Source organism: Methylosinus sp. KRF6 (genome assembly GCF_018887255.1).
Lineage (GTDB): Bacteria > Pseudomonadota > Alphaproteobacteria > Rhizobiales > Beijerinckiaceae > Methylosinus > Methylosinus sporium.
Genome location: NZ_JAHLJF010000013.1, coordinates 1 through 16,769, shown reverse-complemented (window position 1 = coordinate 16,769; position 16,769 = coordinate 1). Strand labels below are relative to the sequence as shown.

The following is a 16,769-nucleotide window of genomic DNA, read 5'->3' as shown; positions in this document are numbered from 1 at the left end:
CGGGTCACTTCTCAATGGAAATCCTGGGTCAAATCTCGACGGAAATCGACACCTTGGCGTTGCGCAGGACCTGATGCGTGCTCTTGCTGAAGGCCTCATTGGCGAATTGCGGAATGGCGAGAATGACGGCGGCTTGCTCCTTCTCGTCATAGGCGACGGGAATGCCGAGCGCGCGCAGCTCATCGGCGAGGACGGCCTGGGCGAATGCGCCGAACTCATGGACCCGGGCGTGGAGGCGCTGGGTGTCGAGCGATCCGATATGGCCTTCGCCGGTCACGACCAGATTGAACAGGGCATTGTGGATGTGATCGTGGGGATCGCCGGCGATCGGCGCTTCGAGGAGATAGGTCGCGCCCTCGCGGCCGTCCTGGACCGGCAGGGTCGGACGGGCGATATAATGCTTGAAGCTCACCCACCCGACCGCGCCGGGATCGGCGCCGCTCTCCCCCGCGCGCCCGCGCCGCGCCCAGCCGATTTCGCGCGCGACATAGCGCATCGCCGCGTCATTGGCGCGATAGATCGCATTACGGATGGCGGCGGCCTCCGCTGGATCCTGCGCGAATTCGGCGGCGAGCGTCACGGATTTGTGGGGCGAGAAGGTGAAGTCGTAACCGCTGATCTCGCGCTTATGCTTGGACCAGGCCTCGCCCGTGTCGGCGCGCTTGCCCTCGAAGAGCCGGTCGAGCTCCTCGTCCTTGGGCGCATGGTGAGAATTAATGCCGAGCGCGCGGGCGACGGAGAGCGGCATGTCCGATCGCCACGCCGGCCCGGCGTCGCGGCCGGTGTAATAGCTGGTGAGACGTGAGCCCGGCTCCAGCTGCTGCTGGCCGAGGGCCTCGGTCGCCTGCTCGGGTGGGGGCGGGCCGAGCCTCGCCTCGGTGAAATACGTGCGGACGAGCTTGCCGTCGGACGCGGCCGCGAACTTGCGGAAGGTGATCATCGATCAGGCCTTCGCGAGGGAGGAAAAACGCTTTTCCAGCGCCTCGACCATCTTGTTCGGGAGGCTCTGCTGCATGTCGACGAGGAGATCGAAGGTCTTACGCGAGAGGATGAGCTGCTCGCGGTTCTGCGCGATCAGATGGGCGAGCAAGTCGCTCAGTGTCGGCTCGCCGGCGTCGTCCTTTGGCGTGAGCAGGGCGATGATCTCGTCGAGGCGGGCGATGGTGATGCGGATCTGCTCGTTCTGCAGGCCGACCGCTTCGACGATTTGGTGGGATTCCTGCTCGACGCGAGCGAGCCCTTCTTTCAATTCCTCGGACATGATTGCGCCTCCGCTACGAGCACGAAGGGTCGCCGGGGTCTGCGCGAATGGAAACGATCGGCGCCAAAAGATTCGAGCTGGCGTCCGGCGCCGGCGGCGCGCGGTTCGCGACATCAGCAGTCATGGGCGATCACGCCACGCTGCGCCGGCGACCGCTCTACCGAGAGTCCCCGGCGATCGGGGATGCTCCCGACGCCGTCACGGCCGATTTGAGATGTGGCGCCGCTTTGAACACGACCACCCGACGCGACGAGATGAGAGCCGCGGCGCCGGTTTTCGGATTGCGGCCCGGGCGAGCGTTTTTGGAGCGGATGCGAAAAGTGCCGAAACCGCGAAGACTTACGTCTTCTCCGCTGGTCAGGGCGGACAGCATTTCCTCGAGCGCGCAATCGAGCAGGGCTTTTGCGTCCGCGCGGGAGAGGCCGGGGATGCGGGCGTAAATGGCGTGCGCGAGGTCGTCGCGCGTCACCGTGCTCCTGGAAACAGCTGCGTCCAAAATCCCATCCGGCTTTTCGCCGTTCCCTCGAAAACACACCGCGTCGCCCGCAGGGGAAACCAAATCACATTGCGGCTCAAGAATGTCTAATCCGCAGATACCGGGCAGACCAGCGCTGCCCCCGCTGGGTATTTGGTCACAGCGGTTTTTCGTTGGCGATCCCAGCGAGTAGCCGGCGGCCCGCAAGCGGGGGGAGGGGGGCGATGACGAGGATGCGCCAGAGTTCCTCGTTCACCGTTCCCAACGGCCGGGCGGCGCCAAGAGCGGAAGGTTCGATCTGTGTTTGGGATTTCCAATGAACGCGTCAGCCCAACGGCTCGGCTCCGAATCGTCGCCAGAGGTTTGGATAGCGTCGGGCCAAATGATCCTCATCCTCTTCGAAAGGCTCGCCGAAAGGCCCAGGTCCCCCCAATCCGGCTTCCGGCTCTGAATAATCGCGCACGTCGCCTTTGCCGCCTTTTTCCTCGAAGACTCCCATCGCGACATAGTAGATCTCCTCGAACTCCCATGTGCCATCAGGACCTGGCCTCACTTTCAGTTGCGCCAAGCTGTCGGGATCGGCCAACGCGGACTCGTACACTTCGCGCCCTTTCGATATAAGCCAGCGCCGAAAGTACTCGAAACCATCATCAGAGCAGCCGCCATGGATCACGTATGCCGCACCCCAAAGATTCCATGTGTAGGCTTTGTTGAGATAGCGCCGAAAGGCCATTTCGAACGATATGATTTCCTCGGGAGTAAGCCCGCGCAACTCAACGCGCAAGGCTTCGATATGGGCGGCGGGATCATCGTCGAACTGTGCGGCGTGCACTATGATCTCCCAGAACTGATTGGCAGGCATTTCGGACGCGCTCATGAGTTTTCTTCCCCCGACTGTAATCCGCACTGATGGATGATTCATATGGCCCACCCCCATGTATGCCATGGGTAAGAGTTTCGCGCTCCCTAACGGGGAGGGCGCGCCAAGATGCGTCATTCGTAGGTAGACGGTCGAACGACCCGAACCGATCGGGTGTGGGCATTCGCGAGCAGTGCGCTGAACGGCCGCCCCGCCAGATCAGCGGACGGCCCAGATTTGGACCATGCCCTCGAACGTTCCAACAGCAAGACGGTGACCGTCGGGAGAAAACGCCAGCGCAAAAATAACTCCGCCCGGCAGACCGCCATAAAAGGTCGCCACCTTCTTACCATCTGAGGCGCGCCACAAGCGAGCAATGTCGAAAAAGGCTCCAGTAGCCAACTGCGTTCCATCGGGTGAGAATGCCGCGATCACATGTGGTGGAATATGCCCACCCAATTCGAAGACAGGCTTGCCGGATGCAATCTGCCAGATTCGCGCGCTTCCATCCTCCGCACCGGTAACGAGGCGCGCCCCGTCGGGTGAAAAGCCAATTGAATCCACTGGGGCCGTGTGGCCCAAGAGCGCCGCGATTTCCTCTCCCGTCACAGCATCCCAAATCCTCGCGGTCTTGTCCCAAGATGCGGTCGCTATACGCTTGCCGTCGGGCGAAAAGGCAACTGCGTTCACAAAGAAACTGTGCCCTGAGAGCGTCGCTTCGGAAGCGCCGGTGAAGGCGTTCCAAATCCTTGCCGTTCGGTCTGCCGATGCGGTCGCCACCCTCGCGCCGTCAGGCGAAAATGCGATACCTTGGACGAGCATCGCGTGGCCAGTGAGGGTCACCAGCGGCTTCATGCTATCTAGCGAAAAAATGCGAGCGCCTTTGTCGCCGCAAGTCGCGAAGCGTTTCCCATCGGGGGAATATACTCCGCCGTACTGCGCAAACTCCCGATCAGGAACACTATGAACGACTTTCGCGTCTGAAACGGTTAGCAAGGACGCAACCCCATCGACCGAAACAGCCAAAAGCATCTGCCCGTCTGGAGAAAACGCGACCGAACGGATTACGCCGCCCAGCTTGTTCGATTGCGCGAGCAATTCAGGGGAGATGCTGCTGCTTTCGATTTCGCTGCGGTAGCGCATCACTTGGCGGTTGATTTCTTTCGCAATGATCGCCTGCGCGGACGTATTGACTTCATCGCCGGAGGCGCTGAACGACGTTACAACTGTCAGGGCCGACACCAGAAATGCTCGTTCGAAAGACATTGATCGTCTCAAATCTGAATTGTTCGTAGGAGGCCAACCGCGCGAGCGTCCCTAGGTTCATTCACGAACGGATGGCGCGCCGTCGAGAGGCGGCACAGGCGACACGTTACTCCTACAGCTTCCTCATCTTCGTCTTCATCGATCATCCCCACATCCCCCGCATCTTCGCCCGCACATCGACTCGCAGCCCACCCCCGGCGAGACGCTCGCCCGCGGCCGCCGCGGCGGGCCAGCTCACGCAATCGTAAAACCGCAGCATCTCCGCTGGAATGAAGCGCGTGCGCGCGGCGTAGACGTGCCGGTCGCCCTGCGCCGGCTGGCCATGGGTGAAAAATCGCTGCGGCGTCACCAGACGCAGGCTGTCCTTCGCGCGCGTCATCGCGACATAGAGCAGCCGGCGCTCCTCCTCAATCTCCGCCGCTGTTCCTGTCGCGAGATCGGAGGGGATGCAGCCGTCGACGCAGTTCAGCACGAAGACCGACTTCCACTCCTGCCCCTTGGCGGAATGAATCGTCGAGAGAATGAGATAATCCTCGTCGCGCAGCGGCGGGCCCGCCTCGTCGCTGGTCGCGTCCGGAGGGTCGAGCGTCAGCTCGGTGAGGAAGCGCTCGCGCGAGGGATAACAGGCGGCGATCTGCTCGAGCTGGACGAGATCGGCGAGGCGGCTCGGCGCGTCCTCGTGCAGGCGCTCGAGATGCGGCTCATACCAGCGGCGCGCCGCTTCCATTTCCGCCGGCCAGCCCTCTCGCGCATGCAGCATTCGCAGCGTTGCGACGAGGCCGCGCCACTCTTCCCCGGCGCGCGGCGGCGTCGGCGCCTCGGCGAGACAGGCGAGCGGGTCCGGGCGCTCGATGAGGAAATCGAGAATCTTCTGCGCGGAGGAGGGGCCGACGCCGGGCAGAATTTGCAGAATGCGAAAACCGGCGACGCGATCGCGCGGGTTCTGCGCGAAGCGCAGCAGAGCGAGCACATCCTTCACATGGGCGCTGTCGAGGAACTTCAGCCCGCCGAATTTCACGAAGGGAATGTTGCGGCGCGCGAGCTCCAGCTCCAACATGGCGCTGTGATGCGAGGCGCGGAATAACGTCGCCTGCTGCTTCAGCGTCACGCCCGCTTCGCGCGCCTCGAGCACGCGCTCGGCGATGAAGCGCGCCTGATCGCTCTCGTCGCGTACGGTGACGAGCTGCGGCCGCTCCAAGGAGCGGCGCTCGGTCCAGAGGCTCTTGGCGTAGCGCTCGGCGGCGAGCGAGATGACGGCGTTGGCCGCGGCGAGGATCGGCTCGGTCGAGCGATAATTGTGGTCGAGCGTGACGACCTCCGCCGGCGGCGTGAAGCTCTTTGGAAACTCGAGAATGTTGCGCACCGTGGCGGCGCGGAAGGCATAGATGGATTGGGCGTCGTCGCCGACGACGGTGAGCCCCTGGCCCTTCGGCTTCAAGGCGAGCAGGATGGAGGCCTGGAGGCGATTGGTGTCCTGATATTCGTCGACGAGGATGTGATCGAAGCGGCCGCCGATCTCCTCGGCGAGTGCTTCATCCTGCATCATCTGCGCCCAATAGAGCAGGAGATCGTCGTAATCGAGAACATTCTGCGCCTGCTTCGCCTCGACATAGGCAGCGAATAAGCGTCGCAGCTCCTCATGCCAGCGCGCGCACCAGGGGAAGGCGCCGAGCAGCGCCTGCTCCAGCGGGGTTTCCGCGTTCACGGCGCGGGAGTAGATCGCGAGGCACGTGCCCTTGGTGGGGAAGCGGCTCTCGGTCTTGGAGAAGCCGAGCTCGTGGCGGATGAGATTCATAAGATCGGCGGAATCTTCGCGATCATGGATCGTGAATGCGGGATCGAAGCCGATGGCGCAGGCGTATTCGCGCAGCAGCCTGGCGCCGATCGCGTGAAATGTGCCGGTCCAGGCGAGGACATCGCCGCCGCCCTTGGCGCCCAGCGCCTCGGCGCAGATGCGCTCGACCCGGCGCATCATCTCGGCGGCGGCGCGGCGGGAGAAGGTCATCAGCAACATGCGCTGGGGATCGGCGCCTCGGACGATGAGATGCGCGACCCGATGGGCCAGCGTGTTCGTCTTGCCGGAGCCGGCGCCCGCAATGATGAGCAACGGGCCACCGGCGGGGGCCGACAAGCCGTCAGGAAGCCCGTGCTCGACGGCGCGGCGTTGTTCGGCGTTGAGCTTTTCGAGATAGGCGACGGCGGTCATGGGCGAATCGGTGGCGTGAGCGGGCCTGCGGACTGAACCATAATTCTTGTTTTGTTCGCAATGACCTTGTGTCTCGAAGGAGGAAAGGTGAAGCTGGCGGCCCGGTTCGAATTTCCGTGAGGCGCCAGAGTTCCTCGTTCGCCGTCCCGAACGAGGAGGTTGCGCCAGAAGGAGACGTTCGACGCCGGTCGATCTCGAAGACCTCGATCGCAGCGCTCGACACCGAGCGAAGTCCACACTCAATTCCATCCGATGATCGTGGAGCAGACCACGTTCGGCTGATAACGCTTGTCCGTGAGATACTGGTTGATGTTAGAAAGCAGCCGCGCTTCGTCGCTCTCATGGGAAAGCTCCTGCGCGACGAAGTCACGATCACCGAGATTGGCGATCGCTGCCAGGATTGCCTTACGGCGTTCGTGCTTTGGATTCGAACTCAGCGCTTCCCTCAGCGGGCCGACCAGTTTCGACGCCCAGCGCTTGTCCGCGTAGCACGCGCCTTTGATCCTCGCCAATCGATCGATCGCCCGCGGATCGAGATCGGCGCCAAAGGGAAGAAGATAAGGCGTAGGATCGACGCCGAGGCGCCCGACAGCGGGCAGCAATATTTCCTGCACGGCTCGTCCGCGATCGAGCAGCGCGACGATCTGATCGGCGTAGGGCTCGAGATATGCGGGGGCCAATCGAGGGAATGTGTAGGCAGCCTGGCGCGCGGCTGTGTAATCCGGCCCTATCCCATCGGTCGCGATTATTTGAAGAATGTCCGGCATCAGCGCATTTGTGACGACGGGGTTATGCTCGAATATTCTATCGAAAGACATGGGCGATCGGATGCGCCGGTCATGCGCGATCCGGCGCAAGAAGTCGATCGAGGGCGGAGACCACTCCTTCATATTGGTCGCGTGCTCGAGCCAATCCTGTATCGGCTTAGCCTGTTGGGGATCGAAGGTCTCGGTCTGCGGCAGGTTCAGAGCGGCGAGAGCCTCTCTGGTCATCAAATCGTTGACGCCCTGCCCGCTCCTAGGCTTGGTTTCGACCGCCGCCACGCCGGCCGGCGGCTCGAGCGAAAGACCGAGGCGCGCCAAGGTCCCGTTGAGCGAAATCTGATCGATGACAATGCGACGCCTCATGATATCGAGGCCTTCGCTGTGCATGCCGTCCATGATCGGACCCCAGATCGCCGGGACCACGGCCACATCGACTCCGACTTCCGTTTGATGGAAGATTTCAGTTGCTTCGCCGCCTTCCCGCCAATGCGCGGTGACGATTCTGGTGGTCCGTGGAACCACCAGTCGCAGCGGGTTCGGCTCATCATGTGGAAGGCGCGACAAGGCGTCGAATTGGATCGTCAACTCGGGCGCTTCTCCGGAGTCTCGCGCCAGCAGGACGCAAGTCGCGGTTTCCGACATCGGGCCGCCAGGCGCGGCGCAGCTTTTTCCGCGCTCGAGCCTGTAGAGCGAGCCGGCCGCGGCTCCATCGACCATGACAACCCGCACCCATTCGACCCGACCATAGGTGAGCAGAGCGCGGCATTCGTATCCGCAGGCGTCCTGATCCATGAACGTCTGATCGTAATCGGCGGAGCGACGACGAATCTCCAGGGACGTCACCCCGATCAGCCCCGGGGGCGCAAAATCAAATCGCTTGAAGGGTATCGAGACCTCTTCTGCTCGCCTCTGGGCGTCGTATCCAGGGACAATGGCGACGGTCGCTATGATCCCGGCGGAGAGCGCGACGCCTTCCCAGCCCGAGCCGAAGCGCCGACAGACGACGGCCGGCAAGGCGCAAACGCCGTAGACGAACACGGTCGCCGACAAAATGATCGGCAAGCCAAGTCCCAATGTGAGAAGCGCCACTGCGATCGCCACGTCGCGGACCGTCATCAAGGCCGCGAGAGCGCCGGCTATGGCAATAGCGACAAAGTACTTTAGTAATATCATGCGCGCCTCGAAATCGGCTCTTCGACCTCGCGGCAGTGAATAGCCGCGCCATGACAAGGATCTGTTAAATCGGATACGCCCACTGAAAAGGACAACTCACGTCATGCCCCGAATTAGATGGCTCGCCAGGGACGTCGGAACGATCGAGAATCTGTTGACCTCTGAGGCGTGTGACGACTACATCCGCCTCAGCGAGGCCCATCGTTACGAGGAAGCACCCGTTTCAACAGACCGCGGCGCGGTCATGATCAAGGATTTGCGCAACAACGATCGCGCTATGTTGGATAATCCTGAACTCGCTGTAAAGTTGTACAAGCTAGTGGCCGATAATGCCCCGCAAAAGTTTCGTAAGAAATGGCGTCCAGTCGGCCTCAACGAGCGCTTCAGGTTTTACCGATACGATATTGGACAGCTTTTCGACTGGCATAGCGACGGCTATTACGCGCGCTCCAACGGAGAGCGAAGCTTTTTTACATTCATCATATATTTGAACGACAATTTCGAAGGTGGCGGCACCTCGTTTCACGATGAGGGCTTTCGACGTTCGGAATACGGTCCATTCACAGTGAAGCCAAAGAAAGGCGCCGGCCTGCTGTTCCATCATCCGATAAGGCATCGAGGCGACGCGGTCACGTCGGGCAGAAAATACGTGCTCCGAACCGATGTAATGTATGAACGGATGCGCTCTCGGCGGGATGCCGACCATATTTGCGCCGCCGAATTGAGGAGCCTCGACGGCGCGTGATGCGGCGGCGTCCGGGACGACGCGTCGCCAACGGACGATTGCATGTGACTTTTAGCGATAATTGGCGCGGTCTATCGATGGATGAATGGCGCAGCTATGGGGAGGACGGTTTTAGGATGCGACAGCTTTTCGCGCTCGCTGCGCTCGCAATTCTAATTCTCCCGGCCCGCGCCGAGGAGCCGGCTACCTTCCGGCAGAACCCAAAGGAATGGCGCGCGCAGGGCGGCAACGACGCCAATTGGCGCTATTCGACGCTCACGCAAATCACGCCGGAAAACGCCGGAAAGCTGCAAGTGGCGACGATTGTTTCGACGGGAGCGCTGCGCGGCCACGAAGGCGCGCCGCTGGTCGTGGATGGCGTCGCCTATTTCACGACGCCTTTTCCAAACGAGGTGTTTGCACGCCGGCTCGCGAATGGCGCCGATGAAATCCTATGGCGCTACGTCCCAAGGCAAGATCCGTCGATCTTGAAAAAAATCTGGGGCGATGCGGTCAATCGCGGCCTCGCCTATGGCGACGGTAAAATCTTTTTATCCCTGCTCGACACGAATCTCGTCGCAATCGATGCGAAAAACGGCAAGGCGATATGGTCTCGCACCAACGGCGATCCGCAAATCGGCGAAACCTCGACCGGCGCGCCGGCTATTTTCAAGGACAAAGTGCTGGTCGGCCTTTCGGGCGGCGATTTCGGCGTGCGCGGCCATGTCACCGCCTATGACGCAAAGACGGGCGAGCGCCTTTGGCGCGGTTATTCGACCGGTCCAGACGCCGACACGCTGATCGACCCTGAAAAGACGACGCATCTCGGCATTCCGGTCGGCAAGGAGGCCTCGCTTGCGAGTTGGCAGGGCGAACAGTGGAAGATCGGCGGCGGCGCGCCCTGGGGCGCCTTTTCCTATGACGCGGATCTGAACCTCGTCTACTACGGCACGGGCAATCCGGCGCCCGAAAACGCCAAACAACGTCCCGGCGACAACCGATGGACTGCGACCATTTTCGCCCGCGACCTCGACACCGGCGTGGTGCGTTGGGTCTATCAGGTCACGCCGCACGATCAGTGGGATTACGACGCGACGGGCGAGATGATTCTCATCGATCTCGACATTGACGGCGCTACGCGCAAGGCGCTCGCTCATTTTGACAAGAACGGCTTCGCCTATTTTCTCGACCGCGCCACGGGCGAGCTCTTGTCGGCAGACAGATTCGGCGCCCATGTCAATTGGGCGAGCAAGATCGAACTCGACAAGATCTCGCCGTTTTATGGTCGGCCGCTGCTCGTAGAAAAATACGCGCCTGAGATCGGCGGCGAAGACGTCAACACAAAGAGTATCTGTCCGTCCTTCTTGGGCGCGAAAGGACCGGAGCCCGCAGCTTATTCGCCGAGTGAAAAATTGTTTTATTTACCGCTTACCACCAAATGCATGGACAACGAGCCGTACGCCACTAGGTATGAACCCGGCAAGCCTTATCTTGGCGTGACAACGGAAGAGGTTGTCGAATCGTATGTGACGCAAGCTAACGATCGCCGGGGAGCAGGTGCCCTCGTGGCATTCGATCCGACATCGAGAGACATTCGCTGGTCGCTTCCCGAACGATATCCCATTCGTTCGGGTGCGCTCGTCACCGTAACAGGCGTCGTCTTCTACGGCACGATGGAAGGCTATTTGAAAGCGGTCGACGGGAAAACCGGCAAGGAGCTCTGGAGTTTCCACACGGGTTCGGGAATCGTCGGCGACGTCATCTCGTACGAGCATGACGGCAAGCAATTCGTCGCCGTGCTGTCGGGCGTCGGCGGGCGTGCCGGACTAGGGTTGATCGATTTCTCGCGATCGAACGAAAGCTTGCACGGCCCGCGCTACGGCTTGTCCTACTACAATACTCTCGGCGGCATGCTGACAATATTCGCGCTGCCGAATTGAGGAAACCTCGCGGCCGCATCCAGGGCGAAGAGGAGTTGGCCAACGAATGACCGCTTGGGGTCACAGTTCCCCCTTCGTCGTCGGGAAGGGGGAACTCGCGCCAGAAGCGGATGTTCGTCCTGCACGTTCTTCCGTGTTGGCCGGACAAGCGAATTTGTTCGTTGTTACTTTTCCTCATAGGGGCGGCCGGCATGGCTTCGCGCTGCTGCGACCGCTTCGGGCGTTGGTCTGGTCATACACCACCAATGATCAGCAGAACCGTCTTGACCGTGAAGGGGAATCTGTCCATGCAGGCCAATCGTCCAGGCGGTGAATCCTTCGTTCACGGGACTCTGCACCCCGGAGTAAACGAAGCTGCCGCGCCCCAGATCGCAGTTTATGCGGGGCGCTTCTGGAGGGAAGAAATGGGAGACGCTGGCCCACATGGACGCCTCGGCCTCGGGGCGGATCATTGACACGTCGGGGGTCATGTCATGAGGAAGCGGCTTGTGATAGTGATGACGATAGAGGCCTCTTACAATGAACTGTAAGAGGCGATTGATCTTGTCGACATCGACAGTAACTGCATGCATTGGCTGCAAAAGTCCGTTGATCTCAGTCCAAACTGGCGGGGAATCGATGTTCAACTCTTTCCGAAGCTTTTGGTTCCGATCAAGGCGAGGCCGTATTTTCTCACTGCGGTAGCGGTTCGCCTCCGGATGTTTGCTTCCGATCAAGAGTGTGCTGCCGATATAACCTTCAAGCTCTGACTTCTCATTATTGCAACGTTGACATGCGGCAACTTTAGGGATCTGCAAGCCTACCCCGCGTTCAGTGTCAAGGAAAAATGACCTTGCAATGACATGGTCATTGGTTGACGAGCAGCCTAGCTTGCCGCAGTAAGCGCAATCTTTCCCTTTGTATTGCTTGCTAGCGCCCATTTCTTATTGTCGCCTCAAAGAGGTATAATTCCAACAGCGCGTGATTCTCACAGTCACATGCAAACGGATCGTAATTACTTCGAGTACGCTGCTCTCACAGTTAATGCGCGTGCCCGAAATCCAGGGTCGATTTGCCCTGCCGCTTCGAGTCGGCCGAGCAATGGGCGCAACGCTTCGCTTCTCGTATCGGGAGTGGTTGCGGCCAACAATTTATCGAAGCCCGCTTTGATTTTCATGTGCAGTTTGTTAGGGACGCGTGGTCCAGTCGGCGTGTTGCAAACACCAGTCAAGACTTTCGGTTGGTTTGCACCGAACACATGTGCCTTGTGGGATTTGAGGCCGTGGCGTGCGATGATCTTTCGGACTTCGAACAGCGTGCTCTTGTTTGCGCGCGGCCCGCTCAGCGCCATGTCATCGACATAGCAGGTCATCGTCAGTCCATGGGCCAATGCGAACTGCTCGATTTCATCGAACATTGGCTTGAATGCGTAGAACGCAAGGATTGGACTTGCCGCGCTCCCGGTCGGAAGATGAGCGTCGAATGTCAGAATGTCGGCGAGCAATCTCGCCACGTCCCGACGGCACTTCATCGGACCTACGAAGAAATTGAAGATTGCGGAGCGCGGTACCGAAGCAAAAAACTTTTTCACGTCGACTTTGAAAGTCGGCATTGACGGATCATGCGCCGCTGCATTGGAAATATATGAGCGGCCACGAACGGCGGAGTGCAGGTATCCCGGAACTTCAACACGGGACAACAAGGCATGAATTCTGCCGTGAACCCATTGGAGGCGGCGCTTCGGCTCTTGAATTTGGCGCGATTTTCCAGCGGCGTTCGTTTGCGAAAATAGGCGGAAATTTCCGGCATCCTTCGCCAGCATTGAAAGTTCGGCCACCTTTATCGGGTGTTTTGCTGTTTGAAGTCGTCGAGCAAGATCGGTCGGAGACGCGAGAGCATAAAGCCAGCAGTCAGATAGCTTCAAGTTTGTCCTGCGCTTATTCATTGTACCAATCAACTCGCGTGTGCGTCGTCGTGGCTCGTCTCAGCAAGCCACTCCAGCATTTTGAGGACCTTGTCAGCTGCAAAAATCCGAGATTTCTCACCCAAATCGGATGCACTAGACCTTTCGGCGAAGAGCAACAGCGACGACACGGGAATTTTGAAAAAGCTTGCATAACGCTCAAGAACGTCGAGACTCGGTTTTTTCCCACCCGCTTTTTCCAATTCGGAGACGAATGACCGCGACAGGCCGAGCTTGTCCGCCAGTTCGGCTTGCGACAGCCGATGGTATTGTCGGATCAGCTTTAGCGCCCGATCGTACATCTTGGATACCTTGCCTTTCGAGTGTTGTGGGAATTTAGCTTAGAGGTCACCGAACAGCCCGTTCATTACCTTCGCAACACGCACCACCAACTCGATGATGCGGATTGCAATCATAAACGTCTGCCTGTTGACGAAGTTGCGGCGGATGCGGCGCCCTCGTCTCCAAAAATCGGCACGCTTTCGTTCGTCGCTCGGGGGATCGCTGGTTTGCACCATTGACCGTCTCCTTGTTCCCCGGAGCACTATTGCTCCGGTGCCTTTGAACAAAGAGCATCTCGAACGAAAGGACCTCTAAGCTTCCCAGCGTGCATCGTGCCTTTCGATGCACGCCTATGCCGGACGACAGGACGCGACGCGCGGACGGCGCGACGGCATGAGCCGGGGCATTGGAGGATTCTTGCGAATCCCGAGGGCGGATCGCTCCACCCGGTCTGGGAGGCATGAATGTCACCCAAGCGCAGACGGAGCTTGGGTGATTCGCGCCTTAAGCGCAACGAAAATTCGCCAACAGCGAACATTATCCACCAACCACATGGTGGGAGCCCTTGTCAACCGCACCGGCGCCAGTGGCCATTCAGCAAATGTCCCCATCAGGTCAGAGTTTCCATTCGTAGCGCGGCCCTCCGTGCAAGAGAAATATCCGAAAGCCCGTCCTCTTGACTCCCGACCTCGAAGGGGAGAACATTTAGAGAACATGGCATTGAGCCCCCACCCAGAGGTCGAGAAGGCGCTTGCGGCACCAGCCCGCCATAGAGTCGTTGCGCGCGCAGATCGAGAAGATCGAAGGCCGAGCGCGGCGCGTCAAATCGGTCCTTCCGTTCGGAATCGCCGACATCGACGCGCGTCTTCCGGGCGGCGGTCTCCCTCTCGGTGCGCTCCATGAGATCGCCGGCGGCGGAAACGGCGCCGTGGACGGCGCGGCCGCAGCGCTCTTCGCCGCCGGGATCGCGACCCGCACGAAAGGGAAGGTTCTCTGGGTCATCACCCGATCCGACCTCTTCGCCCCGGCGCTGGCGCAAGCGGGCTTGGCGCCCGATCGCGTGATCTATGTCGAGGCCGGCAACGACAAGACCGTGCTCGCATGTGTCGAGGAAGGCTTGCGGCACGGCGGTCTCGGCGCGGTCGTCGGAGAAGTTGAGCGTCTCGACATGACCGCGTCCCGGCGTCTCCAGCTCTGCGCCGAGGGAAGCGGCTCGATCGGTCTCGCGTTGCGGCGCTGGCGCCGGCAATCCGAAGCCGTCGACTTCGGTCAGCCGACTGCCGCGGCGACCAGATGGCGCGTCTCGGTCTTGCCCTCGGCGGCTCTGCCGGTCCCCGGCGTCGGCCGTCACCGTTGGCTCCTGGAGCTGATCCGCGTCCGCGCCGGTGAAAGCGCGGATTTCGAAGTGGAGGCGTGTGATGAGTCGGGTCGTCTCGCTGTTCTTGCCGAGCTGGCCCACAGACCGGCTTCGACGGCAGGCGGGCGACGCGGCGCCGCCGGCTGAGACGCCGCTCGTCCTGATCGGTCACGACGGGAGGAGGCAGGTGGTGCGGGCTGCGGATGCGGCGGCCGTGGCCGCCGGCGCGCGCGTCGGAATGCCGGCCGCCAAGGCGCGGATTCTCGTGCAGGGACTCGTCGTTCGAGATCACGACGCCGCGGCCGACGCCCGAGGGCTCGACCGTCTCGCGCTGTGGGCGCTCCGACGCTACGCGCCGATCGTCGCGGCCGATCCCCCGGACGGCTTGGTGATCGACTCCACCGGCGCCGATCATCTCCTCGGCGGCGAAGAGACCATGCTTACCGGCCTGATCGACAGGCTTTCATCGTCCGGCGTGCGCGCTCGCGCGGCGATCGCTGACAGCTGGGGCGCAGCGCACGCCTTGGCTCGTTACGCCGCGCGGCCCGTGATGATTGCGCCGATCGGCCATGGCGGCTCCGTGCTGACAGGCCTTCCGCTCACCGCGCTTCGCCTGCCCGCCGACATGGTCGCCGCGCTCCATGTTCTCGGCTTCGAGCGGATCGGCGATCTCCTCGCGCAACCGCGCGCGCCACTCACTCTGCGCTTCGGGCCGCAGCTCGGCCGCCGCATCGATCAGGCCCTGGGAGTTCTCAGCGAGCCGATCGAGCCGATCCGCCCCGACGAGCTGATCGAGGTGAAGCGCAATTTCGCGGAGCCCATCGGCGCGGCCGAGACCATCGCCCGTCATATCGGCGAGCTGGTCGTCCAGCTCTGCGCCGGACTGGAGGCCGAGGGGCTGGGGGCCAAACGTCTCGACCTCATTTGTCACCGGGTCGACGATCGCCTGCAGGCGGTCCGTGTCGGGGTCGCCATGCCGGTGCGCGACGTGAAACGTCTCACGAGGCTGCTGACCGACAAGATCGAGACGATCGAGCCCGGCTTCGGCATCGAAACCCTCGGCCTCGCCGCGACACTGGCCGAGCCGCTCGCGGAAAAGCAGACCCTGACCGCGATGGTCGATGACGGAGCGCCGGACGTCTCCGATCTCGTCGACACCCTCGTCAACCGCGTCGGTGAGCGGCGCCTCTACCGAGCCGCGCCGGTCGCCACCGAGACGCCCGAGCGCTCGGTGCGCCGAATTCCGCCCATGGCGCCGGACACCGGCGAGACATGGCAGGGGCGCTGGCCGCGGCCATCGCGGCTGTTGCCGTCTCCCGAGCCGATCGAGACGATGGCCGCCCTGCCGGATCATCCGCCGGTCGCCTTCACCTGGCGCGGCGTCCGGCGGCGCGTCCGTCGCGCCGACGGACCCGAGCGCATTCGCGGCGAATGGTGGCGGCGCGACGCCGAGCTGACCGCCGTGCGTGACTATTTCCGCGTCGAGGACGACGCCGGCGAACGTTATTGGATCTTCCGCTCCGGGGATGGCGAGGATCCCAACAGCGGCTCGCAGCACTGGTTCCTGCACGGAGTATTCGGATGAGCGGCCGATTCCGCTACGCCGAGCTGCAGGTCACATCGCATTTTTCGTTCCTGCGCGGCGCGTCATCCTGCGACGAGCTTTTCGCACAGGCGGCGCTGCAGGGCGTCGAAGCGGTCGCCGTGGTCGACCGCAACTCGCTGGCCGGCGTCGTGCGCGCATTCGAGGCCGCCAAGGCGACAGGCGTGCGGCTGATCGTCGGCTGTCGCCTCGATCTCATCGACGGCGTGTCGGTGCTGGTCTATCCGACCGACCGCGCCGCCTATGGCCGGCTCTGCCGGCTTCTGTCACTCGGCAAGAAGCGCGGCGGCAAGGCGAAATGCGTCCTCGAATGGGCCGATCTCGTCGCCTATGGCGATGGCCTGATCGTCATCCTCGTTCCCGACGAGGCCGATGAGACCTGCGGCCTGCGATTACGTCGGCTGCGCGACGCCTTCGGCGACCGCGCCTATCTCGCATTGACGCTTCGTCGGCGCCCAAACGACCAGCTTCGCATCCACGAGCTGTCGACCATGGCCACGCGGATGCGCGTGCCGAGCGTCGTCACCAATGACGTGCTCTATCACGCGCCCGACCGGCGCATGCTGCAGGACGTCGTGACCTGCATTCGCCACGGCGTCACCATCGACGAGCTGGGCGATCGGCGCGAGCACGGCGACCGCTACATGAAGCCGCCCGAGGAAATGCGCCGGCTGTTCCCGCGCAATCCCGAGGCGGTCGCGCGCACGATCGAGATCGCGGCGCGTTGCCGCTTCGATCTCGGGGAGCTTTCCTACCAATATCCGGAGGAGCGCGACGATCCGACGCTCACCCCGCAGGAGACGCTGGAGAAGCTCGTCTGGGAAGGCGCGGAAGCGCGCTATCCCGAAGGCGTGCCGGAGAGCTGTTGATTTCCACTGAGAGCTGACCCAGGCAGCACGAGTTTTTCCACCGAGAAC

15 protein-coding genes and 1 pseudogene are annotated in these 16,769 nt (G+C 61.8%); 5 read left to right on the top strand and 11 right to left on the bottom strand.

Annotated elements, in window-relative coordinates; all coding sequences use genetic code 11:
- Positions 1-28: 28 nt before the first annotated feature.
- The 7 genes from mobF to KP010_RS21570 form a co-directional block, all read right to left on the bottom strand.
- Positions 29-940 carry a MobF family relaxase gene (gene mobF, locus KP010_RS21600; protein ID WP_216281740.1) on the bottom strand — a complete coding sequence of 304 codons (912 nt, stop codon included), beginning with the start codon at positions 938-940 and terminating at the stop codon, positions 29-31.
- 3 nt (positions 941-943) lie between these two features.
- Positions 944-1,261: a hypothetical protein gene (locus KP010_RS21595; protein WP_216281738.1), complete on the bottom strand. Its 318-nt coding sequence runs from the start codon at positions 1,259-1,261 to the stop codon at positions 944-946.
- 157 nt (positions 1,262-1,418) lie between these two features.
- The gene (locus KP010_RS21590; protein ID WP_371824254.1) at positions 1,419-1,730 is read right to left on the bottom strand and encodes an integration host factor subunit alpha; all 312 of its coding nucleotides are present in this window, start codon (positions 1,728-1,730) and stop codon (positions 1,419-1,421) included.
- 331 nt (positions 1,731-2,061) lie between these two features.
- Positions 2,062-2,613, bottom strand: coding sequence for a DUF4240 domain-containing protein (locus tag KP010_RS21585; protein ID WP_216281736.1), 552 nt, complete (start codon positions 2,611-2,613; stop codon positions 2,062-2,064).
- Between the two features lie 201 nt (positions 2,614-2,814).
- Entirely contained in the window at positions 2,815-3,837 is a 1,023-nt protein-coding gene (locus tag KP010_RS21580; protein ID WP_216281734.1) for a WD40 repeat domain-containing protein, read from the bottom strand.
- 166 nt (positions 3,838-4,003) lie between these two features.
- Positions 4,004-6,067 carry an ATP-dependent helicase gene (locus tag KP010_RS21575; protein ID WP_216281732.1) on the bottom strand — a complete coding sequence of 688 codons (2,064 nt, stop codon included), beginning with the start codon at positions 6,065-6,067 and terminating at the stop codon, positions 4,004-4,006.
- Positions 6,068-6,306: 239 nt separating this feature from the next.
- Entirely contained in the window at positions 6,307-7,947 is a 1,641-nt protein-coding gene (locus tag KP010_RS21570; RefSeq protein ID WP_216281730.1) for a hypothetical protein, read from the bottom strand.
- A gap of 211 nt (positions 7,948-8,158) precedes the next feature.
- Here KP010_RS21570 and KP010_RS21565 point away from each other — a divergent pair, with 211 nt between their 5' ends.
- Together KP010_RS21565 and KP010_RS21560 are read left to right on the top strand one after the other, a co-directional pair.
- Positions 8,159-8,749 carry a 2OG-Fe(II) oxygenase gene (locus tag KP010_RS21565; protein ID WP_371824253.1) on the top strand — a complete coding sequence of 197 codons (591 nt, stop codon included), beginning with the start codon at positions 8,159-8,161 and terminating at the stop codon, positions 8,747-8,749.
- A 116-nt stretch (positions 8,750-8,865) separates the two neighbouring features.
- Positions 8,866-10,668, top strand: a complete 1,803-nt coding sequence (locus KP010_RS21560) for a PQQ-dependent dehydrogenase, methanol/ethanol family (protein WP_216281726.1) — start codon at positions 8,866-8,868, stop codon at positions 10,666-10,668.
- A gap of 164 nt (positions 10,669-10,832) precedes the next feature.
- On the opposite strand, the gene KP010_RS21555 is transcribed toward KP010_RS21560, so the two are convergent.
- From KP010_RS21555 to KP010_RS21540, 4 genes are all read right to left on the bottom strand, one after another.
- Positions 10,833-11,588 (bottom strand): HNH endonuclease, encoded by a 756-nt coding sequence (locus tag KP010_RS21555; protein ID WP_216281723.1) that lies wholly within the window; start codon positions 11,586-11,588, stop codon positions 10,833-10,835.
- 74 nt (positions 11,589-11,662) lie between these two features.
- The gene (locus KP010_RS21550) at positions 11,663-12,592 is read right to left on the bottom strand and encodes a reverse transcriptase family protein (RefSeq protein WP_216281721.1); all 930 of its coding nucleotides are present in this window, start codon (positions 12,590-12,592) and stop codon (positions 11,663-11,665) included.
- Between the two features lie 8 nt (positions 12,593-12,600).
- Entirely contained in the window at positions 12,601-12,912 is a 312-nt protein-coding gene (locus KP010_RS21545; protein ID WP_216281719.1) for a helix-turn-helix domain-containing protein, read from the bottom strand.
- Positions 12,913-12,951: 39 nt separating this feature from the next.
- A complete protein-coding gene (locus KP010_RS21540; RefSeq protein ID WP_216281718.1) occupies positions 12,952-13,128 on the bottom strand; it encodes a hypothetical protein in 177 nt (58 codons plus the stop codon).
- 515 nt (positions 13,129-13,643) lie between these two features.
- Here KP010_RS21540 and KP010_RS21535 point away from each other — a divergent pair.
- The 3 genes and pseudogenes from KP010_RS21535 to KP010_RS21525 all read left to right on the top strand — a co-directional run.
- The gene (locus KP010_RS21535; RefSeq protein ID WP_216281716.1) at positions 13,644-14,396 is read left to right on the top strand and encodes an ImuA family protein; all 753 of its coding nucleotides are present in this window, start codon (positions 13,644-13,646) and stop codon (positions 14,394-14,396) included.
- Positions 14,311-15,834 carry a DNA polymerase Y family protein gene (locus tag KP010_RS21530; RefSeq protein WP_216281714.1) on the top strand — a complete coding sequence of 508 codons (1,524 nt, stop codon included), beginning with the start codon at positions 14,311-14,313 and terminating at the stop codon, positions 15,832-15,834. The genes KP010_RS21535 and KP010_RS21530 overlap by 86 nt, the downstream gene beginning before the upstream one ends.
- Positions 15,831-16,712 (top strand): annotated as a pseudogene (locus tag KP010_RS21525) (PHP domain-containing protein); the annotation flags it as partial. The gene KP010_RS21530 and the pseudogene KP010_RS21525, both read left to right, overlap by 4 nt.
- Positions 16,713-16,769 lie beyond the last annotated feature (57 nt).